The sequence below is a fragment of the Winogradskyella sp. PG-2 genome (genome assembly GCF_000828715.1).
Classification (GTDB): Bacteria; Bacteroidota; Bacteroidia; order Flavobacteriales; family Flavobacteriaceae; genus Winogradskyella.
Genome location: NZ_AP014583.1, coordinates 2,593,738 through 2,616,833, shown reverse-complemented (window position 1 = coordinate 2,616,833; position 23,096 = coordinate 2,593,738). Strand labels below are relative to the sequence as shown.

Here is a 23,096-nt window from a genome sequence, read left to right as displayed (position 1 = left end):
TTATTTAATAATCATCCATACCTTCTCCTCCAAGAACTCCAAATAAAGAACTTCCAAAAATTAGTACTATTATTCCAAAGTGCATGACATAACTTAAACAATGTCCCATTACTGCACCTTTAAGTCCAAAAACATCAATAAGATAAATACTAGAAAAGTACATAATTAATAAAAGGAAGACTTCTAAAATTATAAAGTGCGCAAACATCTTTTTTGCTAAAAACTGATAAGCAATAACCATAGATAGAACTCGCATAAAATCGCCTAAAATTTGGTAGCCAAACAAATCTTCAACTGGTCTAAAATCTTCAGTAAATAATATATTAATCAATATAGACCTACTTAGATAAATAATAATTAAAATTATTGCAAAAACTGGCATTACAGTTTTATAAAAGTTAAAAACTTCTTTTCTAAACTCTTTCCTTGAATTGATTTCCGCAAACCGCGGTAATATATATAGTACCATTAAAGAGTTGATAAACATTAAATAATAATCAGAAACTCTAGTCATAGCCGTCCAATAGCCAGCCTCTTTAATACCTATTTCAGAAATAAGGTAATTTCTAATGATTATCATTACAATTGGTAAAGCAATTGCGGAAACTAAGGCCATAATCATATAAGGACTCAATTTATTTAATATAGAAATGCTTATATCAGTAATCTTAAGTGAAGACATTAAATTCTGTCTAAAAACAATACCAACTAATGTAATTAATAAATTAAGCGCTGGAGTAATAACTACAGCTATTAGAGCACCATCAATGTTCTCTTGCCATATCAAAAGTAAAGTCACCAAAAGCCCTAAAATCTGTCCGGTAATATTTATAATCAACAGAATTTTATACTTAGCAAACCCATTCATTATAGAAAAGGCAAACATATTTAAGGCATAGAATGGTAATACTAGTGCCAAAGTCTCAATAATATAGGCATAATTATAGTTGGTAGAGAAAATAAAATCATTAATAAACTCAGCATTGTAATAGCATAAAAAAGCTAAAAATAAAGATGAGAAAAAACCAAAATAAAATACCGTGGACAATGTTTTAGTAAGCTCATCAACATTAGCTTTACATTGACTTATATATTTTACAACACCTTTATAGAGTCCAGAAATAGCAACCGATTGTACTGAACTTACAAAATTTCTTAGGTTACCAATCAGTGCCATACCTTGTGGACCAATATGTACCGCTATGAATTTAGAAATCAAAATTCCTGCAATAATCTTAACACTAATATTAGCAGTATTCAGACTCGCAGCTTTTACCAGAACCTCATTATTTATATAGTTAAAAAACTTTTTCAATTAGTAGGTATTTAAAACGTTTATAACGGTTTGCACTTCACTATCTGCCATTACTGGACTAATAGGTAAACTTATAATTCTTTTGTGTATTCTCTCCGTTTTTGGTAAACTTAAAACCGACAAACTAGACAATGCGTTTTGCTGATGTGGAGGAATTGGATAATGAATTAAAAATTGAATATTATGCTTATTTAAAAATTGAATAAAATCTTCACGATCTTCAACTTCAATTACAAAAGCATAAAACACATGATTTTTAGAACCGTTATAAAATGGCAGTTTAATTCTTGCGTTTACAATTTTATTTAAATACGCATTAGCAATGACTCTTCGCCTTTGGTTATCTGTATCTAGGGTTTTCAATTTTACACTCAAAAAAGCAGCTTGAAGATCATCTAACCTACTGTTATAACCAATAATTTCATTTTGATATTTTTCTTTACTTCCATAATTACGGAGTAATTTAATAACTTCAAATAAATCTGAATCATTTGTAGTCACAGCACCACCATCACCCAATGCGCCTAAATTTTTACTGGGATAAAAGCTAAATGCTGCAGCATGAGAAAGATTACCTGTTTTACTATTTTTATAATTAGCAACGGCTCCATGTGCCTGAGCTGCATCTTCTAATAAGAGTAAATTATGTTCTTTTGCAATTTGATTGAGGCCTTCAACATCTGCTATTTGCCCATATAAATGCACCATAACAATTGCTTTTACATCATCTTGAAGTTGTTCTATAACACTTTCTGAAGATAAATTATAAGTAACTGGATTAGGCTCAACTAAAACAGGAACTAACTCAGCGTGTATCACAGATAAAATTGTAGCAATAAATGTATTTGCAGGCACAATAACTTTATCTCCTTTTTCTAATTTCCCTAGTTGAATGTAGCCTTTTAGAATCAACGTTAGCGCATCTAATCCATTTGCGGTACCTACACAATGTTTGGCTCCGCAATAGTCAGCAAATTCATTTTCAAATCTTGTAACGTTTTTACCTAAAATAAAATATGAATCCTCTAGAGACTTACTAAATATAATTTGAAATTCGTCTTGAAACCGTTGATTGATTTTATGTAGATCTAAAAACTTAATCATTAAAAATTGCTTTTAAATTATCACGGTTACATGGATTAATAGCATAAGTGTTTTGTGTAATTAATCTAGCTCCAAAACTCTCTTTCCAATACATTAATCCTTTACTAACTTTTAAGCTTTTATCAGTGGAAGAGCTTCCAAAACTAATATATTTTTTGTTTTGGTATTTTTCAATAATATGATGAAACAAAACATCTAAAGAACCTGTTTCAGAACACTCTTCATTTCCAGAACTATATTGAAAATGTGCCACATGCTTTGTTTCAAACAGTACAACTCCAGCTGTTAAAGTGTCATTGATTTTTGTTGCATAAAACTTAATGTTATTAGGAAAACGGTTTATTAAAAGTTTTATTTCTTCAATAGTATGAACTGGTTTAATGCCAAATTTATTTTTTAGGTTTTTGGATAGTATATATTCCCAAAAAAAATCAATGTCATCATCAACAATTTCAATTGATTGTGATTCAGCATTTTTTAAAGCTCTCCTTCTATTTCTATTTGGCGCATAGTCTTTTGAATTATCTATTATAAAATAGCTGTCTGTAGTTTCTATTTTAACATCTAAACTGTTTGCAATGTAGTTCCACTCTTCACTTATAAGCTCATTATATATAGAAGGTAAAGCTTTAATAAAAAACTGTTCGATAGACTTGCTATCTATATATTTTAGAACGGCTTGTACAATATTTACATAATCATTAAACCTAGTTTGTGACCATATAATTAGACCACCATAACTCAATCCTTGATGAGAATATAAAATCTTATCCTTTACATTCGCTGGTAATAATGCGATAAGCTTATCTCCTTTATAAATCATTAAAGAAAAATCTTGAAATCTTTCGCTATGATAATCTATAAAATCGCGTTGAAACAAAAAAGTATCTTGATTACTTTTTGAAGCAAAGTCATCCCAAATAATTTTATCTGATGAATTGTATGGTTTGATATTAAAATCTGACATCAACCAAAAATAAATTTAATTTTCTATTAAGTCATTAAGTATTAACGAAAACTTCTTTGCTCCTAGACTATTTAGATGATCTGCATCATAAAAATCATCTGCACTAAAACCTGGATGAGACATGTAATTATAATAGGTACAATTGGTAAATTCTGAATCGAGAACTTTACCCACTCTAATTACTTCATTATACTGATCCTTATTAAGATTATCTCTATAACTCTTATAGGCTGGTGGTGTAACTAAGATAATATTGATGCCTTTGTTTTGGCTCCATTTAATCAAATCTCTAAAAACATTGATATTCTCATCCAAAAGTTCCCAGTCTTCAATGGTATGTCTTAAAGCTGCAAGTTTGCCTGCATTATTTAAATTGACTTCTAATCTTTTCGATAAGTCATTTCCCCATCCCAAATTATCACAATTAAGTATAGGTTCTTTATCTATATAGTATCCTTTTAAGACTTTCAATGCTTGCCGTGCACCTGATGAAAGTAATTCAGAATTATGTTTTAAAGAATAATCGAAATTCACATCTGTATAGAGATTATAATCTTTTAATCGCCAATCTTCAGGTGAATCTTTAAGTTGTTCAAATAAAGTGTCGTAAGATAATCTTAAGATTATTACTTCTAAGCTTTTAAGCTTATTCCCTTGAGATTTCAAAATAGCAAAATCTACATCTGGTGATTGAGAGATATTACTCGCATTGAAAGTTTCAGATTCAAAAAAAATTGGATTTACACCATAAAAAGTATGAGAACTTCCTAAAATTAGAGTTTCTATTGCATTTGAATTTTCCCTTAAATATTCAGCTTTAATTTTATAAGCATTAGGAATTTGTCTAATCGCATATTCAACTACACAACATATAAATGCAATTGGAACAATAAGAAAAAAAATACGTCTTAAAAATAATTTCATCAAGTATCTAAATGATTCTAATTACCGTTACACTACAAACAAAAGAATGTATCTATTATTTTTTATGATAAATACTGTAGAGCATATTTTAATATTGGCTTAATAAATAGATTATATTTCTATTCAGTGTAAAGATATAAAACTTATAATGTATTGTTTACTATACCAATTCATAGTAACAACCAGAATAAATTTCTTTAAATACACTCTAAATCTAATTTTAACACTTGTTACAATTTTCTATGCTTGTGAAAATATCTGTTAAAATATTTAGATTTACTTTTACATCATATTTCGTCTTGCAACAAGTAATGATAATTAATAAATTAAAACGTGTTACCACTCAAAATATTCTATTATTAATAGTTTATGGTTTTGTGTTTGTTTTTTGTTTATTTAATGAGGCCATTTACTCATATGACACCTACGATTATTTAAAAGCTATGCCTTACAGACAATTAGGTTATGTAATTTTTGTAAAGGCTTTTAGCTTTATTTTTGGCAGCTTTTTCAATATAGCCATTGTTTTATTTCAAACACTATTCAGCCTCCTATCCGTAAACTATTTTTATAAAAAAACACAATCTTTATTTGATTTAAACCTAATATTAAGCCTAGTCTTAATTGTCATTTTATTATTACCTTTTTTCTCACCTTTAAGTATTGCTAATAACATCTGTACAGAAGGTCTTAGTTATGGATTATACTTATTATTTATTTCAATTGGTATAGATATTCTTTTTAATCAAAAATTTAAAAATATCTTATATTTTGCAATTGTATATGTAGCTATGATATTTGTACGAGGTCAATTTTTGTTTTCCACTTTAATATTTGCAGCGGTTTATTTTTTAATTTATAGAAAAACAATTTTAAAGAAAAAACACTGTATCAACATTATTATTTTTATATGTATTCCAATAATAATCAGTTTGGGTGAACGTACATATCATAAGTTAAAAGATGGTATTTTCAAACCCACACCTTTTAGTTTTGTTAATGCTTCTACTATTCAATTCTATATTGCAAATGCTTCTGATAGTTTACTCATTAAAAATAAAAACAATAAAGCTATTTTTAACTTATGTATTGAAGAATTAGATAAAAAAGGTTTGTTATTAAACTCTAACACCTCTACTGAAGATGCTTATCGTTTTTTTCACACCAACTTACCTATGATATGTAATCAAACTGTTCATGCTTCTGGCAAAGCATATTTACAAGCTAAAAATCCAACTTCTAACAATTATAAGTATGATGTAGCTAGAGCTTATTTTGATATTGAAGCTGCATGTAAAGACATCACAATTACTTTAATATCTAATAATTTTAATAAGTGGATCCCTCTATATTATAAAAATATTAGTTTCGGATTCTATTCTCCTGTTGTTTTATTTTTTATCATATTCATTATGATTTTTAGCTTTATAAAAACTATCTTTTCATATCAAAAAAAATATGCGTTGTTATTTTTATTATCTAGTCTAGTATTATCTAATGCTATGTTAGTTGCTTTTGCTAGTCACTCTATTATGCGCTATTTGTTTTATAATTACGCCTTATTATTTTTAATTTTCATTTCAACCATTAAACTATTTAAGCGTGAACTTTAATCTGGAACTTTCTATAGTAATGCCGTGCTTAAATGAAGCAGAAACTATAGCAATTTGTATTACAAAAGCAAAGCGGTTTTTAATAGAAAATAAAATTAATGGAGAAGTTGTTATTGCAGATAATGGAAGTATAGATGACTCAATTGCTATAGCTAAATCTCATAATGCGAGAGTAATTAATATTAAACAAAAAGGATACGGCAGTGCACTCAAAGCGGGAATTGATGAAGCAAAAGGTAAATACATTATCATGGGAGATGCCGATGATAGTTACGATTTCACTAACCTCATGCCATATCTTAAAGAATTAAGAAATGGACATGACTTAGTGATGGGAAATCGTTTTAAAGGTGGTTTAGAAAAAGGTGCTATGCCATTTCTGCATAAATATTTAGGGAATCCTGTATTATCATTTATTGGGCGATTATTTTTTAAAGTTAATATTGGTGATTTTCACTGTGGATTAAGAGGGTTCTCTAAAGCAGCATATAATAAAATGAATCTAAAAACTACAGGAATGGAGTTTGCATCAGAAATGGTTGTAAAGTCTAAGCTGATTAATTTATCTATAACTGAAGTACCTACTAAATTACATAAAGACGGTAGAACAAGACCTCCACACCTTAATACATGGAGGGATGGCTGGAGACATTTACGTTTTTTAATGCTTTATGCACCAAATTGGCTATTTCTTTATCCTGGAATTTTACTAGCTCTTTTAGGGCTTATACTTTCTATATTACTTGTAATAAATCCAATTGAATTTGAAAATTTCACCCTAGATGTGCACACTCTTTTATATACTTCTGCATTCTTACTAGTAGGTTTTCAGTTTATTATTTTTTATGGATTAACAAAAATATTTGCAGTCGAAAATGAATTACTACCTAAATCTAATCGTTATAATAAACTCTTTAAATTTATAAATCTTGAAAAAGGGTTAATCATAGGTTTTATAATACTTTTTTTAGGCTTGTTCTTAAGTTACAAAGGGCTTTCAACTTGGAAAGCAAGCAACTTTGGAGATTTAAATACAAATACTACATTAAGATTAATTATACCTGCAATAACTGCTATTCAGCTTGGAGTTCAAACAATTTTATTTAGCTTATTTTTCAGTGTGCTTGGATTAAAACAGAAAAATTAATTTTCTAAATACTTTTCAAAAGTAATTTCACCATTTTGGCCTATATACTTATATACCCCAGGTTCTGTACCTTTTCTTAATACCATATAACTTTCATCAGGCTGTAGGTTTTTTAAAAAGGTTTCATCTTCAGACAAGTAAGAAAATAATAATCGGAAAGTATTGACAGAAGATTTAAATTTATCATTAAACATTGGCTTTTCATTATGAGGCCAATGAATTGCAAGTTGACTACTAAATATAGAATATATAAAATCCCTGTCTTGCGATTTTTCTTCACTTTGATCACCATAATCCATACCTACAAAACCTCCATGGTCAGACATTATCAATATAAGTGCATCTGGATCTTTCTGTTTAATGACCTTAATTACTTCTGTTAGTTTTCTATTAGCTTCATCAAGGCTTTCTAACCATTTTTGTTTTTCGATTTCTTTGTTGCTCGTTTTAGATGCTCTCACACCAATATGCCATGGTTTCAAAATTTGCAAAAAGAAAAACTTAGGTGCATTAGTCTGCCTATCTATTGCTGTCTTTAATTCAGCATTAATAGCTTGAGGTTCAGTAATCCCAATATTTAAATACGGAATATCTGCATAATCTATATTACAATAATCAAAACCCATTTGAGGTCTATTAAATAGTAAATAACGAGTCTCTGTTAAAAAGTAAGTTTTATAACCATTGTTCTTAAAAATATTCAAAATAGGATTTTCGGAGACAATCATATCTCGAGCATTAAACATTTCAAATGAAGTCACCTTATTATTATAAAAATGATGCTTCATCATAAATACAGATGAATTCGATGATAAGGTTGTTGAATAATTACTTCTAAAATTGGGATAGGTTGTAAACTTATTTTCATCTAAGAACGATTTAAAACTTGAGTTATCGAAATTGTAATAGCCTTTATCTATCTCAGAGAAATTAACATATCCATCTGGTTCAATAAAATAAACGTTAGGTTTTTTCTTAAAATTAGCTTCAACAATAGTATCTGGCTGCTGCTGCCAAGTATCCGAAATTTTAAAAGTCTCATATATAATATATCCTAAATTTAATATACCTATGAATGCTAATATATATTGAAGAATTACTATTTTTTTTAAATGCTTTTTTAAAAAAACTGAAAATAGAATAGCTAGTACAATCACTAGCACTGTTTTCTTCGGATGTAACCCAAAATAATGAATTGTTTTTATAAAAAATAAAAACAAAAACACATTAAATAATGCTAAAACACCTAGACTGAATCTATCTAATTTTAACTTCTTTAGCAACCAATGACTTATATTAAATACAATGATGGGTATAGCGATAAAAACGGTAAGAAAAAACAATAAATGTGATACTGAATTAACTAAAGAAAAGTTTCTAGAATAGCGATAAAGTAATGGATATAAACCAGACCCTATTGCGATCACAGTTGGAAATAGCTTATCGCTATTCAAATAGTTTAGAACAAAATTTCTGAATCTAGCAATCATTTTCTCTTTAACAAGTACATTACACGTTCAGAATTCTCAATAGGTTTCTTTTGAAGGATGTCAAAATATTGGATATAATTAGCTTCAAAAGTCTCAAGATTATAAAAATTAAAATAGTCTTCGAACTCACCTTTTGACTTTAGTATTCGTTGTACCCAAGAATCCTCTCGCTTTGGAAACTCAATAATTAAATGCTTAGAAAATGAACTGAAAAATTTAGCAGATTCACTAAACGGAACATTACCTGATAAAGACATATGATGTATTACGGCTAAAGCAAGAGTTACATCTAAATTAAGACTTTTTACACGGTCTATAAACGAATCACGCTCCTTATTATTCAAGCCAATTGCAGGAGAGGGATTTAAAACATCGAGTACAAAAGGAAGCATGTGATCTTCTTTATTTTGTTTCATTGTTCTATGATTATAATCCACTGCATTATTATCTATATCGCAAACTAAAGTGAGTTCCTTTTCGCTTTTTAGCTTTCTCACAAATGTGCCATCATTTCCACCAATATCTATAAGAGTTTTAGCATTTAAATCAATAACCCATTGATTAATAATATTAGATTTTTCTATAAATGCTTTGTCTGTATAATTGATTTTATCATAATAATTCCCCCATTCAGAATGTTCCTTTAACTCTAACTTTTTTATATAATCATACAAGCTTTTTATGATATTAAGTTGACCCTTTTTAGACAATGAAGCTTCTTTAGCTTCACCATTATAATCCTCATTATGTTTATCCTCCAACTTAGCTAAAAGGTGAACATTTGAATACAATATAGGACTTAATTTGGTCTTAAATGGCAACAAAGAGCTCATCATTTTTACAGGAATTCCATCAATAAAATTGCTCATTAATTTAAGCTGTTGTGCTCCGTGAAAATGTGCTAAAACTAAAGGTCCAAGAAAATGAGTTATAAATTGTTTGTATGCTCGCCAAGGTGTATTCTCTTTATAAAAGTCAAAAGACAAAGTATCTATAAAAATTGCTTTGCCTTTATGGAAAGTAATATTAAAAGCCGAAGCATCCTTTAATGAAAATCCATGCTCTATGCTATACTTTTGAATTTTTAAAGTCAGCAATGCCGCTTCCTTATACATATTGAAACTCCACTCATAGGGATATGTGAAAAATGGAATTTTCTCTGGTTTAATAACAATCTGTTCATCAGTTTTTGATAGCTCTTGATGTGTAACCAAAAGATTATTCTTAATTAAATTACCAAAAAAACCTGAAGAATTTAAAGCTTCATACTGCTCAAAATAAATTGGAGTAATAAGTCTTTTTATCTCATTATTTTCAACAAATATGTAACCTGAAGGATCTCTGAATGATGAAGAATGTGCGTCTTTAACGTTCACTAGATTTATTATTTTCTATATCCGAGTCATTAATATCAATGTCATCAAAAACATCATCTTTATTGGACTTAGTAATGCCTAAAAAAACCTTGATTTTATAAATTAGATTTTTAGAAAACAGAATGACCCCAGCAACTGCTGCAATGATGGTTTGAATTATCATGGCACCTAAACCTGGATCAAAATAAAGACTTATCATAATGGTGTTTTGGTAAATATAAAAAATTAGTAATCGTTATCACTCTTGATAGAATAAAAAAAGAGAAATACTTTTACATATTTCTCTCTTAAACTTATAATTATCTATCTAATCTTTAGATATGCTTATTACGCTTACGCTCAACTTCTTTCAAGAAAATTTTACGCAATCTTAAATGGTTAGGAGTTACCTCAACATATTCGTCTTTTTGAATATATTCTAAAGCTTCTTCCAAAGAAAATTTAATTGCAGGTACAATCTTAGCTTTATCATCTGCACCTGAAGAACGTACGTTACTTAACTTTTTAGTTTTAGTAACATTCACTGTCATATCATCACCACGAGAATTTTCTCCAATCACCTGCCCTTCATAAATGTCTTCACCTGGATCTACAAAAAACTTACCTCTATCTTGTAGCTTATCGATAGAATAAGGTATAGCGCTACCGTTTTCCATAGATACTAACGATCCATTTTGACGTTCCGGAATTCCACCTTTCATTGGTAAATATTCTTTAAAACGGTGAGCCATGATAGCCTCACCAGCAGTAGCTGTTAATAGTTGATTTCTTAACCCAATAATACCTCGAGATGGTACTAAAAATTCGCAAACCATACGCTCCCCTTTGGCTTCCATGCTTAACATATCTCCTTTACGCATCGTTACCATTTCAATAGCTTTTCCAGAAACATGCTCTGGTAAATCGATCGTCATTTCTTCAAAAGGTTCACATTTAACACCATCAATTTCTTTAATGATTACTTGTGGTTGTCCTATTTGTAATTCATAACCTTCACGACGCATCGTCTCAATTAAAACCGATAAGTGTAATACTCCACGACCAAAAACCATAAACTTATCTGCACTATCAGTTTCTTCAACTCTAAGCGCTAAGTTCTTTTCTAGTTCTTTAGTTAATCTATCTTTAATATGACGAGAAGTCACATATTTACCGTCTTTACCAAAGAAAGGCGAATCGTTAATAGTAAATAACATACTCATCGTTGGCTCATCTATAGCGATGGTTTTTAAACCTTCAGGGTTTTCGATATCAGCAACAGTGTCACCAATCTCAAAACCTTCTAACCCAACTATTGCACAAATATCACCTGCTTGCACACTTTCAACTTTCTTACGGCCTAATCCTTCAAACGTATGTAATTCTTTAATCTTGCTCTTCACTATAGAACCATCTCTTTTTACCAAAGATATTTGCTGATTTACTTTCAAATTACCACGTGTTAAACGACCAATAGCAATTCGACCTGTAAAAGAAGAAAAATCTAAGGATGTAATTAACATTTGAGTTGTTCCTTCTTCAATCTTTGGTTCTGGTATATGTTCAATCACCATATCTAATAATGGCTCTATATTATCGGTTGGCTTTTCCCAATCCTCGCTCATCCAATTATGCTTTGCTGAACCATAAGCTGTAGGAAAATCTAATTGCCATTCTTCTGCTCCAAGCTCAAACATTAAATCGAAAACTTTCTCATGCACTTCATCTGGAGTACAATTTTCTTTGTCAACTTTATTAATAACCACACAAGGTTTTAAACCTAAGTCTATTGCTTTCTGCAAAACAAATCGGGTTTGTGGCATAGGTCCTTCAAAAGCATCAACTAATAGCAAAACACCATCCGCCATATTTAATACACGCTCTACTTCACCGCCAAAATCGGCGTGACCAGGAGTATCAATTATATTTATTTTTGTATCTCTATATACTACTGAAACATTTTTAGAGGTAATTGTAATTCCTCTTTCACGTTCTAAATCATTGTTATCTAGAATAAGATCACCTGTGTTTTCATTTTCACGAAATAACTGACAGTGATACATAATTTTATCTACTAATGTTGTCTTTCCGTGATCTACGTGTGCAATGATTGCAATATTTTTAATATTAGCCATAATGAGTGCTGATTTTAAGCCTGCAAAGGTACATCTATTTATGGTCACTTCGTTAATTATATGTTATAATTTAATTTTCTGACAATTTGAGTTCGTATCTTACGTTAAATAGTTGATTAATAGCAAAGAAGCCTATTCTAAAACCAAACCGCTAATTGGGTTATTTGCTTATAAACCCTAAAACAAAAGCGGATGAAGACTATTAGTAAATTATCAAAGTTTATTCCTTATCTATATTTTCTATCTATAATCACATATTGGTTTACAGATATTAAGAAAAGTGATGGCATTTCTGCTTACCCAATTTTATTATTTGGTATTCCTTTTTTATGGCAACTTATTAAACCAAGTCAAAAATTAAATTTCTCTTTGGGTATTATTTTTGTTTGTCTCTCTTCTTATTTAATTCTCGCCTATTTATCAGATTTATTTGATATTGTTAACTGGACAGAATCTTCTAAACGTTTCTTGCTCTATGGAGGTTTGCTTGTCATTGGTAACTTTGTAATGTCGCTGTGGATGGTTAGAAATAGTATTAAAGAAGAGTTTTAAAATGTTATCTTTGCGTCTTAAATATTTAAGCCATAAGCTTTGATTGTATTACCTAATATAAATTATAAGAAACTACAAGTATTTTTTTACTTATCGATACTACTTATATTATGTAGTTGTCCTTCTGATGATGAGTGTATAAAAACAATTACAATACCTCAGACTTATTTTGTTGGTAATCAAAGTTACACTAACGAAATAGAACAAGAAGTACCTTGTGACTTCCCAGAACCATCAGAACCAGAAATTATCGAAGCTCCTATTCTAGAAAATTTTACTTATCAAATATTAAGTTTTAATTATCAATCTGATACAGGTAATAATACAACAAGACTTCAGTTTGAAATTCAACTAAATAATCACAGTAATTTTGATGTAAACGGTGTTCCTAGATTAACAGTAATGACTGAAGGTCTTCAATTTTCTGCTGTTTATTCAGATAATGCAAGTATCCCTTGTTATGAAATTCTAGCGAATTCTAGTTGTATCTTAACTTATGACCAAGAAAGCTCTTTAGATGTTGGCATTGCATCTGATGTTTTTGAAATAATAAATGTTGAATATATTTTAACAAATTAAAATAGTTTCTAAATATTTTTAAAAAGAAGATTTAAACTAGCACATAGCATCATAATTTTAAGTATGATTGTTAACTGTAAAGAATTATTAAGTTATGAATAGCATACCAAAATTAAAACACACCGATTCTGATAATTTCTTTTTACTTTGTGGTCCTTGTGCCATTGAAGGTGAAGATATGGCAATGCGAATTGCTGAAAGCGTAGTTACAATAACTGATAAACTAAATATTCCTTACGTTTTTAAAGGTAGTTTTAAAAAAGCTAATCGCAGTAGAATTGATAGTTTTACAGGAATTGGAAATGAAAAAGCCTTAAAAATTCTAAGAAAAGTTTCTGAAACTTTTGACGTTCCAACAGTTACTGACATACACGAAGCTTCTGATGCTGCAATGGCTGCAGAATATGTAGATGTATTACAGATTCCAGCATTTCTAGTTCGCCAAACCGATTTAGTTGTTGCTGCTGCCAAAACAGGAAAAGTAGTAAATCTTAAGAAGGGACAATTTATGAGTCCTGAAGCAATGAAACATGCTGTACAAAAAGTTAAAGATGCAGGTAATGAAAATGCTTGGATTACTGATAGAGGCACTATGTTTGGGTACCAAGATATGATTGTAGATTTTAGAGGTATTCCTACGATGAGAGCATATGCTCCTACGGTTTTAGATGTTACACATTCTTTACAACAACCTAACCAAAGTGCTGGTGTTACAGGTGGACGACCAGATATGATCGAAACTATTGCAAGAGCTGGTGTTGTAAATAATGTAGATGGTTTATTTATTGAAACCCACTTTGATCCTGCCAACGCAAAAAGTGATGGTGCTAATATGCTACATTTAGATAAACTGGAGGGTTTGTTGACTAATTTAGTGGCGATTAGATCGTTAGTTTCTAAGTTCTAGGCTTTTTAGGTTTTAAAATCAGCTTAAAGGGATTAGTATTTATTTCTAATTGTTTTTCTAAAACATATACTACAACCTCGTCCTTTATATCCTCTACAGATTTATAACGTAGTGATCGTATTGATTTTCTTTTAGCATCAGTAAAATGTTCAGTAAACTGATCCATTTTATCAAAATGCCAAAATGCCAAGTCGACATAATCTTTTGATTGATTTAGAAAGCATAACGGAATACCATTACAGTAATAAAACGGAATTCGCCATTTGTATAATAATTCAGAATCTGGAGCAACGGCTTCTACAATTGCCTGAAGTTGAAGTAAAATAGATTTATAAGGTTCTGGCTGTTTTAGTATATAGGCTTCGGCAGGGTTCAACTCTTTTAATTAATAAGATTTAGTATGCCAATAACCAATAATGCAATTCCGATTATAGCTTTAAAAGGCATCAATTTATCTGACAATTTTCGTAAACTACTTTCTAACGCAGGTACTTTACCAAATACATGTGTTAATAATAAAATACCTCCAACAAGACTTGTAAAGTTAAATGACCAATTATGCCCTCCTATAATTCTAATTAAACTTAGTATAACCAATGCTCCACCAATCACAGTTTGAAAAGGAGTTAAAATACCAGCAATTTTATTAAAGAAATTGCGTTCACCATCCCATTTATCTAGTGTTGCTAATCCTAGTAACAAACCACCTGCTAAATTCGCAATTGTTAAAAGTAATACTATCATAATTTAATTTTTTTGTTCTTAAGTGATAAATTTAGTTATTATCTTCTAAAATAGTTTTGCTGTATTGAAATAAATTCATTTACTTTGTATTTCAAAGTACTTTTTATTATGAGCAACGAAGATTATTTAAAAGACATCAGCGAGATCAAAAATTTAATGAATAAATCATCTCGTTTTATTTCATTGAGTGGTTTATCTGGTGTACTAGCAGGTATCTATGCTTTAATTGGTGCTGCTATTGCATTCTGGTTGGTTGATACACATAGTGATGGTAAGCTATATATTTTTCATGGTTGGGTATTTTGGACTTGTATGGCTATTCTTCTAATGATAGCATTGTTAAGTGCCGTCACTGGCATGTTACTTACAACACAAAAAGCAAAAAAGAATGGCGAAAAGATTTGGGATAATTCATCAAAACGACTCTTATTTAACTTTTTAGTGCCTTTAACTGTTGGTGGTATTTATTGCACAATCATTTTAAGTCATGGAAGATATGGCCAAACTGGTGGTTTAATGTTAATTTTTTATGGTTTAGCATTAGTTAGCGCTTCAAAATACAGTTTAGGAGACATAAAATATTTAGGATATATTCAAATTGTTTTAGGTTTAATAGCAAGCTATTATCCTGGCTATGGTTTTTGGCTTTGGGTGATAGGTTTTGGAATTATGCATATTGTTTATGGTGCTTGGATGCATTTTAAATATGATACGAAATAGTTGACAGTAACAGTTTTCAGTAACTTTGAATTAAAATTTTGATTTGAGTATAATTACTAACATAAATAAACTATTTGATCACAGAATTAGACTAGGCATTATGTCCATTCTTATGGTAAACGAATATGCGGATTTTAATATGCTAAAAGAGCTTTTAGGAGCTACTGATGGAAACCTAGCAAGCCATACAAAGGCATTAGAAAAATCAGAATACATACTAGTAGAAAAACAATTTATAGGACGAAAACCAAACACTAGATACAGTGTCACAAAACTTGGAAAAGCAGAATTTAGAAAACATATCGAAGCCCTTGAAAAATTAATTAAGAAAACGTAAACATTTTTTTTAATCTTTTACTTTGAAATACAAAGTACTTTTAATATACACATTATGAAAAAACTATTATTATTTATCGGAGCATTTTTATTTAGCACATTGTTTTATGGCAAAAGTATTGGGCTAAATCTATTTCTATTTAGTATCATCACACTAGTTGTTCTTGTTGCTAACAACAGAGATCATTTTAAGAACAAACAAACCATACTCTATTCTAGTTTATACCTTATTACAGGTTTGTCAGTTTTCTTTCATGATTCTTTAGTTGCGGTTATTGCCAATTTTGTAGCTTTCTTTACATTGATAGGCTTGTTATCTGAACACAAATCATCAATTTTCATCAATTGGCTTAATGGATTATATACCACTATAGCAGGTTTATTTCATCGTAACTTTTCAATCAATGAAACTACCCAAAAAGTAGAGCCAAAAAAAGATGTAGATTATCTTCATTTGTTTAAAATCATTTTCATTCCTGCAATAATCGTTATCATATTTATTGCTTTGTATCAAAATGGAAATCCATTATTTAGCAATATCATTGATAAGATCGATTTAGGTTTTATTAATATTCAGTGGTTATTATTTGCTGGCTTAGGCTATTATTTATTTTCTAACATTCATAAACCTGTCGAAGTTGAACCAGCAACTTCTATTGATCTAAAAACAGGAAATTCATTAAGTAAAACTGATAGCTTTTCAATCCCTAACCTAAAAAAAGAGAACCAGTTAGGTGTTATACTTATTTCGCTATTAAATGCTTTAATCATACTATTCTTAATTACAGATATTACGTTTATTGTAACTAATGAAGAAATTCGAGGCTCTGTTTTTTCAGAGCAAGTACACAGTGGTATTGATGCATTAATTGCTTCTATAGTAATAGCCATTATAATTCTACTTTATGTATTTAGAGGAGATATTAATTTTTACAAAGAGAACAAAACATTAAAACGATTAGCCTTTACTTGGATCATTTTAAATATCATTTTAATTCTTAGCATTGCAACTAAAAATGGTCAATACATATATTACTTTGGGCTTACATACAAGCGTATTGGAGTTCTAGTCTACCTTACTCTAGCCATTACTGGTCTTATCACTACACTTCTAAAGATTGATCAGGTAAAAAACATCTGGTATTTAATAAGACTCAATACTAAAGCTGCTTTTATAGTGCTTATTATATCAAGCACTGTGAATTGGGATTATCATATTACCAATTACAATTTCAATTATGCTAAGTCTATGGACTTTAAGTATCTCATTAATTTATCTAATAACAATACATTTTTATTAAAAGAGCAAGTCATAAAAAAAGACTTAGGTAAAGATTCAATAAGAGAAATAAATAAAAAGTATAATAAATACGTCTATGAATTAAGAACTAACTCATGGCAAGAATTACAGTATGATAATTTAAAACTTGAAATAAAATAGGATGATAGCCTTAATACTATTTGGATTCTTTTTTATAGGGTTAATAACATTTATAATCATTAAACTAAGTATATCCTGTTTGTTTTGGGCTTCTAAAAATCCTAAAGATAAACCGTATGTATTTAAAGTTTACTTCCCGTATTACATTATCATCTTATTTACATTATGCATAGCATTCATTATTGAGTTTGATAAAAGCTTATTAGCCATTTATTACTTCGCTGCGGTTTATTTAGTAGCACTATTCATTTGGAGAAGTGAAATTAAATCTAGTAGAAGAAAAATGCATAATAACAATTTTGCCGTTGAACCAAATCATCCCAATCTACCATGAAAAACCTATTTCATATAATAAAACACTTAAGAAAACAACTTATAATATGGTTGTTTGAGCATTCGCAAGGTATGTATACAAAATTATTTAAAGGACATCAGTCTTGGAATATTTCAAAAACGGATTTACTAAAACTTCCACAACCTAGTTTTGGAAGACACTTAGGCGAATTCTTAGATAAAAACAATTTTGAATTAATACCAAAAGTTGAACGTCACGATTGTTACCATGTACTATGCAATTACAGCACTAAAGTTGAAGATGAAATTGCTTTACAATGTCTTTGCTATGGTAACGGAAAACGTAGTCCATATTTGTATGGTGCAATTATTCTCGGAGTTGCAATTCTTCCAGATTATTACAATTATTACTATAAATCATATAAAATAGGAAAACGTGCAAATCCTTTTCATCATTTCGACTACAAAAGATTTTTAAACGTATCTATTAATGAGCTAAGAGGCATTATTTTTACATCAACTGAGTTATCTAAATATTATCTAGTTGTTTCAAAATGAAAAAACTTAAAATCTTATTATCACTTTTAGCGCTTGCAGCTTTAACTGTTTTTACAATATATCATTGGGTAAGTTATAAAGCCAAACACAACTTGTATGAAAACGTGACCAAAATTCCTAAAAACAAAGTTGGTCTATTACTTGGCGTAAATAAATTTACTTACCATGGCAATGTCAACCTTTTTTATAAATATCGATTGGATGCAGCGGTTGCCCTTTTCAAAGCAGGTAAGATTGAGTATATTTTAGTTAGTGGAGATAATAGTAGAGAAAACTATGACGAACCTACAAACTTTAAAAATGATTTAATTGCTAGAGGCATTCCTTCTGATAAAATCTTCCTAGACTTTGCAGGATTTAGAACACTAGATTCAGTGATTAGAGCTAAAGAAGTTTTCGGTCAGAATGAAATTACAGTTATATCTCAAAAATTTCATAACCAACGTGCTATTTATATAGCAGATCATTTCAATATTAAAGCCATAGCCTTCAATGCAAAACCTGTTAAAGATAGAAATGTTGTTATCCTGAGAGAATATTTAGCCCGCTCTAAAGCTTTCATAGATTTAATATTTAATGTACAACCCAAATTCTTAGGAGAAAAAATAACAATACAATGATATTACAATTCAATAAAAATTATTTAGTACTTGCCCATTCTCTGTTTCTCATAGAATTAGCAATCGCTTTTATTATAAAAACAGGATTTATACGCTATACAGTAGGCGATTATCTCTGTGTTATTTTACTATACGCAATTTTAAGAGGGTGCTCTAACTTGAGTGTGAGGGCCTCAGCTATTGTCGTCCTCTTTATTGCTTATAGCATTGAAATACTTCAACTCACTCCATTCCTAACTTACTTTAATTTAGAAGATAGCTTTACAGCTTCACTCATTTTTGGAAACACGTTCCAAATAGGAGATTTAATTGCTTACACATTAGGAATAATAACCGTATTAATAATAGAACAACATTATGGAAAGATTAAAAACACTCATACAATCAAGGTTTAAAACCCTCTTATTAGTTTCTATTGCTATAACATTTAGTGTTATTGTTCTTATGGTACGTATTAAATTGAATAAGTCTTTTTTCTACTTATTCTTAATCTGGAATGTCTTTCTAGCAATTATTCCTTTTGTAATAACCATGTACCTAAATTCTAAACAAAATCTTAGCAGACTCAAATTAGGGCTTTGGTTTTTTGCTTGGTTAGTCTTTTTACCAAATGCGCCATATATAGTTACAGATCTAATTCATTTTAGAATAAGTAATGATAATATGTTGTGGTTAGATGTTTTAGTTGTTCTATCATTTGCGCTTAGTGGTTTATTTCTATTTTATTTGTCTATACATGATATGCAACGATTATTAGCATCAAGATTTAGAAAAATCCCTACGACATCATTGACATTAGTCATTTTATTTTTATGTGGATTTGGTGTCTATCTCGGAAGGTTTCTTCGCTACAATTCTTGGGAAATAATAAGCAATCCTCATATTTTAATTTCTGATGTTATTAACATCTTAATTTCTCCATTCCAGCATTCAGAAGCTTGGTTATTTACATTAGGCTTTGGTGGATTCTTAGTGGTTGGTTATTTTATGTTCAAGAATTTAAATCAATTATCACCGCATGAATATTAAAAACACAGTTTATTATATCATCATTTTTAGCAGTATTATCCTAGCAAAATACTATATGTAAATGCTACAAATGATAGCTTAACATTTATTCTGAAGCCTTTAAGCGGAATAATTTCTTTAGTTGTCGACTCTGGCTTTAGCTATTCTAATGACTCAGGTTTCTATTTTGAAAACCTAAATATCACTATAGACAAGTCTTGTTCTGGTATTAACTTTTGGATTATCAGCTTTGCAGCCTTTTCACTTTTAATTTTGAAAGTATGCAAATCTCATTTTCAAAAAACAATATCTATTCCACTAGTGCTAGTTGCAACTTTTGTACTAACTCTTATCGCAAATACTTCTCGGATTTTAACGTCCATGTTTATAGCAAAACAAACAGCTTTCGAATATCCTTGGTTACACCAGGCAGAAGGTGTCTTTATTTATTTATCGCTTTTAATGCTGGTTTATACTATAGTTAATCGTTCACTATCTAAATTCAATAGTTACGTATGAAAAATTTACTTAATCCAAGATGGCTTTTAGTCATAAACACACTACCAATAATATTATCAAGACCTTATTGACAGAAGAAAATTTGAGTTATTGGAAAAGTTATGGATTTACTCTATTTATGCTAGCTGTCTTAAATTTAATTTACACATTATATTGTATTTTTAAGAAAAAAGACCTTTCTATTTACTATGCATTTTTTAGTTTATTTCTTTATATACTCTTCATTTACAAATACAATATAGATTCGAGCTATATTTTGCCCTGGAGCATTCCTAGATGGATGTTATCAGGTGATTTGCTAATGTATATTGGCACATTTTTAATGCCAACATTAATTCATTCACTGTTTATAATAGTCATTAAACTCACTTCTAAAGATAAAAATTACAAAGCTTGGCAAAATTTTTTAATATCACTCTCAGTGCCATTAACATGGTATCTTTTATTTCAGGTTATAACACCGTTTTGGAGACTCGTAGGCACAAAGTATGGTGAGCATGCTTTAATCATTTTTTGGGTAGTTGGTGTTATAATTTTTCTGTTTTTTCTAATTAGAACTGTTTATATTCTATCAATAAAAAAAGGAAAACAATGGAAAAAATATCAACTCTTCTGGAAAGTACCCATCGCTATACTATTTCCGCTTCTTGGACTTTTAGTCAATTCCGGATTCTTAATAAATGGTTTTACAGGACAAGACACAGGAGTATTTGGTGATTTTAGTTCGCATTGGTTTTTTATTATTGCTATAATCAATGGTATTTTAATCTGTTTACCAAATACTGAAAATAAGAAACTTAGATTATTATTATATGCAGGTCGTAGTATTACTTTAGCTTATACATTTTACTTTTTTATTGTCTTTTTGCCCTTTTTACCCCTTTCTGTGATTGCAATTATTGCTATTGGTGTTGGGTTTTTAATGCTCGCACCTTTAGTACTTTTTGTAATTCATATTCAAGAATTAATATCGGATTATGCGTTTTTAAAGTCGTTTTTTTCAAAGCAATTACTTCTAACCATTGCTCTAATCGGTTTTCTTATAATACCAATTGGCATAACACTTTCTTATCATAAAGATAAAATTGTGTTACACGAAACCTTAGACTATATCTATAACCCAGATTACTCAAAAGACTACACTATTGACAAGGTATCATTAAAGAAAACTCTAGATGTAGTCGTAGGAAATAAAGAAAGTCGTGGAGATTTTTTCTTAGGAAATCAAACCCCTTACTTATCTCGGTTTTTTAAATGGATGGTTTTAGACAACCTCACATTGTCTCATGCAAAAATTAACGCTATAGAACGCATCTTCTTCAAGGCTGAGTCATTTAATCTAAGATCAGAAAATGTTAGAAATAGTAATGTAAAAATTAACGATATTAATTCCACAAGTAAATACGATAGTAACGAAAAGCAATGGACGAGTTGGATAGATATAGAAATTACAAATGCCAATGACAATGCCTTTAGATCAGAATATGCAACTACTATAGACTTACCAGACGGTTGTTGGATTAATGACTACTATCTCTATGTTGGCGTTAAAAAAGAAATGGGGATTTTAGCCGAAAAGAAATCTGCAATGTGGGTTTTTAATGAAATACGAAATGAAAATAGAGATCCTGGATTATTACATTATTTAACAGGTAATAAAGTATCCTTTAGAATATTTCCTTTTGCAAAAGATGAAGTAAGAAAAACAGGTATTCAGTTCATTCATAAAGAACCAATTTCAATAACTATTGATGAACATAAACTAACTTTAGGTAAATCATCTACACAAGCGACTCAAAGTTCAGTCCAAAACGAACATATAGCTTATGTTTCTGTAGCCGAAAAGAAAACTTTAACTCAAGTTGAGCGAACACCATATTATCATTTTATTATTGATGCATCGGCTGAAAAGGATAGCTTAAAAGCGACTTATGAAAAGGTTATTGATAATTTTCTAAAAGATAATCCATTACAATCTAATCACAAGGTTAGTTTTTCAAATACCTATTCGCGTACTATAGATTTTAACGATTTAAAAGCAAGCATCAATAGAGAATACTTTGATGGAGGCTTTTACTTAGAACGTGCAATCAAAAAAGTATTATTTGAAAACCATAACATTAAAACTAATACGTATCCTATAATTGTTGTCGTTACGGACAATATGTACAGCTCTATAATTTCTAAAGACTTTAAAGATTTTAAAATGACTTTCCCTGAAAGTAACTTATTTTACCACCTAAATACTATTGGCTATATAGCATCTCATGACCTAACAAACAAACCAAAACAATTTGTAAATGATAGTATTAAACTTAAAACTAATCATTCTGTTTTACCATGGCCAAACTCATCACAACCACTGGCATATTTACCAAATAACAACAAAGCTGACATTGTTTTAAAATCTTCAATTTTCGAAATTGATGAAGCTGACATCAAATCTAAAAACTGGAATAGCGGACTTTTATTACAAGGCAAATGGATGTCTAACATATTACATCCCGAGTATTCGGAAAACGAATGGAATAACCAAGTTAAATACAGCTTTATGTCAAAAATAATGACTCCTTTAACATTATATATTGCAGTAGAAAATGAAGCGCAAAAAGCAATATTAAAGAAGAAACAAGAAGAGGTACTTTCGGGTAAAAAATCACTAGATTTAAACGAAGACACGCAACGTATGTCTGAGCCAGAGTTGTTTATTTTACTTATTCTATTTGGAGTGTTTTTACTCTATAAAAGAAAACGAACTGTGTTTTAAA

Annotated in this window: 25 protein-coding genes; 15 read left to right on the top strand and 10 right to left on the bottom strand. The window is 29.6% G+C overall.

All coding sequences use genetic code 11. The features are described from left to right. Positions 1-4 precede the first annotated feature (4 nt). The 4 genes from WPG_RS11705 to WPG_RS11690 are packed head-to-tail and all read right to left on the bottom strand — an operon-like array spanning position 5 to position 4,310. Positions 5-1,315 carry an O-antigen translocase gene (locus WPG_RS11705; RefSeq protein WP_045472812.1) on the bottom strand — a complete coding sequence of 437 codons (1,311 nt, stop codon included), beginning with the start codon at positions 1,313-1,315 and terminating at the stop codon, positions 5-7. Then, positions 1,316-2,419 carry a DegT/DnrJ/EryC1/StrS family aminotransferase gene (locus WPG_RS11700; protein WP_045472810.1) on the bottom strand — a complete coding sequence of 368 codons (1,104 nt, stop codon included), beginning with the start codon at positions 2,417-2,419 and terminating at the stop codon, positions 1,316-1,318. Continuing rightward, positions 2,412-3,386: a GNAT family N-acetyltransferase gene (locus tag WPG_RS11695; protein WP_045472808.1), complete on the bottom strand. Its 975-nt coding sequence runs from the start codon at positions 3,384-3,386 to the stop codon at positions 2,412-2,414. Before WPG_RS11695 ends, WPG_RS11700 begins: the two co-directional genes overlap by 8 nt. A 15-nt stretch (positions 3,387-3,401) precedes the next feature. Further along, positions 3,402-4,310: a hypothetical protein gene (locus tag WPG_RS11690; protein ID WP_045472806.1), complete on the bottom strand. Its 909-nt coding sequence runs from the start codon at positions 4,308-4,310 to the stop codon at positions 3,402-3,404. 311 nt (positions 4,311-4,621) lie between these two features. On the opposite strand from WPG_RS11690, the gene WPG_RS11685 reads away from it, so the two are divergent. Both WPG_RS11685 and WPG_RS11680 read left to right on the top strand, forming a co-directional pair. Then, positions 4,622-5,923 (top strand): hypothetical protein, encoded by a 1,302-nt coding sequence (locus WPG_RS11685; protein ID WP_045472803.1) that lies wholly within the window; start codon positions 4,622-4,624, stop codon positions 5,921-5,923. After that, positions 5,913-7,070, top strand: coding sequence for a glycosyltransferase family 2 protein (locus WPG_RS11680; protein ID WP_045472800.1), 1,158 nt, complete (start codon positions 5,913-5,915; stop codon positions 7,068-7,070). The genes WPG_RS11685 and WPG_RS11680 overlap by 11 nt, the downstream gene beginning before the upstream one ends. Here the strand turns inward: WPG_RS11680 and WPG_RS11675 are convergent. The 4 genes from WPG_RS11675 to typA form a co-directional block, all read right to left on the bottom strand. Beyond that, positions 7,067-8,497, bottom strand: coding sequence for a sulfatase-like hydrolase/transferase (locus tag WPG_RS11675; protein ID WP_171817179.1), 1,431 nt, complete (start codon positions 8,495-8,497; stop codon positions 7,067-7,069). The genes WPG_RS11680 and WPG_RS11675 overlap by 4 nt on opposite strands. Before the next feature lie 59 nt (positions 8,498-8,556). Beyond that, the gene (locus WPG_RS11670) at positions 8,557-9,936 is read right to left on the bottom strand and encodes a hypothetical protein (RefSeq protein ID WP_045472794.1); all 1,380 of its coding nucleotides are present in this window, start codon (positions 9,934-9,936) and stop codon (positions 8,557-8,559) included. Continuing rightward, positions 9,926-10,135, bottom strand: a complete 210-nt coding sequence (locus tag WPG_RS11665; protein WP_045472791.1) for a hypothetical protein — start codon at positions 10,133-10,135, stop codon at positions 9,926-9,928. Before WPG_RS11665 ends, WPG_RS11670 begins: the two co-directional genes overlap by 11 nt. A 115-nt stretch (positions 10,136-10,250) precedes the next feature. Further along, the gene (gene typA / locus WPG_RS11660) at positions 10,251-12,050 is read right to left on the bottom strand and encodes a translational GTPase TypA (RefSeq protein ID WP_045472788.1); all 1,800 of its coding nucleotides are present in this window, start codon (positions 12,048-12,050) and stop codon (positions 10,251-10,253) included. A gap of 192 nt (positions 12,051-12,242) precedes the next feature. Here typA and WPG_RS11655 point away from each other — a divergent pair, with 192 nt between their 5' ends. From WPG_RS11655 to kdsA, 3 genes are all read left to right on the top strand, one after another. After that, positions 12,243-12,602 carry a hypothetical protein gene (locus WPG_RS11655; RefSeq protein WP_045472785.1) on the top strand — a complete coding sequence of 120 codons (360 nt, stop codon included), beginning with the start codon at positions 12,243-12,245 and terminating at the stop codon, positions 12,600-12,602. 39 nt (positions 12,603-12,641) lie between these two features. Next, entirely contained in the window at positions 12,642-13,181 is a 540-nt protein-coding gene (locus WPG_RS11650; RefSeq protein WP_045472782.1) for a hypothetical protein, read from the top strand. 94 nt (positions 13,182-13,275) lie between these two features. Further along, positions 13,276-14,088, top strand: a complete 813-nt coding sequence (kdsA, locus tag WPG_RS11645; protein WP_045472779.1) for a 3-deoxy-8-phosphooctulonate synthase — start codon at positions 13,276-13,278, stop codon at positions 14,086-14,088. Here kdsA and WPG_RS11640 read toward each other — a convergent pair. Beyond that, positions 14,078-14,464 (bottom strand): DUF1801 domain-containing protein, encoded by a 387-nt coding sequence (locus WPG_RS11640; protein ID WP_045472777.1) that lies wholly within the window; start codon positions 14,462-14,464, stop codon positions 14,078-14,080. The genes kdsA and WPG_RS11640 overlap by 11 nt on opposite strands. Positions 14,465-14,469: 5 nt before the next feature. Beyond that, complete coding sequence (locus tag WPG_RS11635) at positions 14,470-14,832, bottom strand: hypothetical protein (RefSeq protein WP_045472774.1); 363 nt, start codon at positions 14,830-14,832, stop codon at positions 14,470-14,472. A 108-nt stretch (positions 14,833-14,940) separates the two neighbouring features. Here WPG_RS11635 and WPG_RS11630 point away from each other — a divergent pair, with 108 nt between their 5' ends. Genes WPG_RS11630 through WPG_RS11585 form a run of 10 tightly spaced genes read left to right on the top strand, consistent with a single transcriptional unit; the run spans position 14,941 to position 23,095 of the window. After that, positions 14,941-15,552 carry a hypothetical protein gene (locus tag WPG_RS11630; RefSeq protein ID WP_045472771.1) on the top strand — a complete coding sequence of 204 codons (612 nt, stop codon included), beginning with the start codon at positions 14,941-14,943 and terminating at the stop codon, positions 15,550-15,552. Positions 15,553-15,595: 43 nt separating this feature from the next. Then, positions 15,596-15,889, top strand: a complete 294-nt coding sequence (locus WPG_RS11625; RefSeq protein ID WP_045472768.1) for a winged helix-turn-helix domain-containing protein — start codon at positions 15,596-15,598, stop codon at positions 15,887-15,889. A gap of 54 nt (positions 15,890-15,943) precedes the next feature. Beyond that, a complete protein-coding gene (locus WPG_RS11620) occupies positions 15,944-17,329 on the top strand; it encodes a DUF4153 domain-containing protein (RefSeq protein WP_045472765.1) in 1,386 nt (461 codons plus the stop codon). 1 nt (position 17,330) lies between these two features. Next, complete coding sequence (locus WPG_RS11615) at positions 17,331-17,663, top strand: hypothetical protein (protein WP_045472762.1); 333 nt, start codon at positions 17,331-17,333, stop codon at positions 17,661-17,663. Then, complete coding sequence (locus tag WPG_RS11610; RefSeq protein WP_045472759.1) at positions 17,660-18,181, top strand: Coq4 family protein; 522 nt, start codon at positions 17,660-17,662, stop codon at positions 18,179-18,181. The genes WPG_RS11615 and WPG_RS11610 overlap by 4 nt, the downstream gene beginning before the upstream one ends. Next, positions 18,178-18,801 carry a vancomycin high temperature exclusion protein gene (locus WPG_RS11605; RefSeq protein ID WP_045472756.1) on the top strand — a complete coding sequence of 208 codons (624 nt, stop codon included), beginning with the start codon at positions 18,178-18,180 and terminating at the stop codon, positions 18,799-18,801. The genes WPG_RS11610 and WPG_RS11605 overlap by 4 nt, the downstream gene beginning before the upstream one ends. Continuing rightward, entirely contained in the window at positions 18,798-19,196 is a 399-nt protein-coding gene (locus WPG_RS11600; protein WP_052471259.1) for a DUF2809 domain-containing protein, read from the top strand. The genes WPG_RS11605 and WPG_RS11600 overlap by 4 nt, the downstream gene beginning before the upstream one ends. Beyond that, on the top strand, positions 19,159-19,830 hold the full coding sequence (locus tag WPG_RS11595) for a DUF1361 domain-containing protein (protein WP_045472753.1): 672 nt from the start codon (positions 19,159-19,161) through the stop codon (positions 19,828-19,830). The genes WPG_RS11600 and WPG_RS11595 overlap by 38 nt, the downstream gene beginning before the upstream one ends. A gap of 48 nt (positions 19,831-19,878) precedes the next feature. After that, a complete protein-coding gene (xrtK, locus tag WPG_RS18995) occupies positions 19,879-20,328 on the top strand; it encodes an exosortase K (protein WP_084221572.1) in 450 nt (149 codons plus the stop codon). A gap of 19 nt (positions 20,329-20,347) precedes the next feature. Further along, complete coding sequence (locus tag WPG_RS11585) at positions 20,348-23,095, top strand: MSEP-CTERM sorting domain-containing protein (RefSeq protein WP_045472747.1); 2,748 nt, start codon at positions 20,348-20,350, stop codon at positions 23,093-23,095. Position 23,096 lies beyond the last annotated feature (1 nt).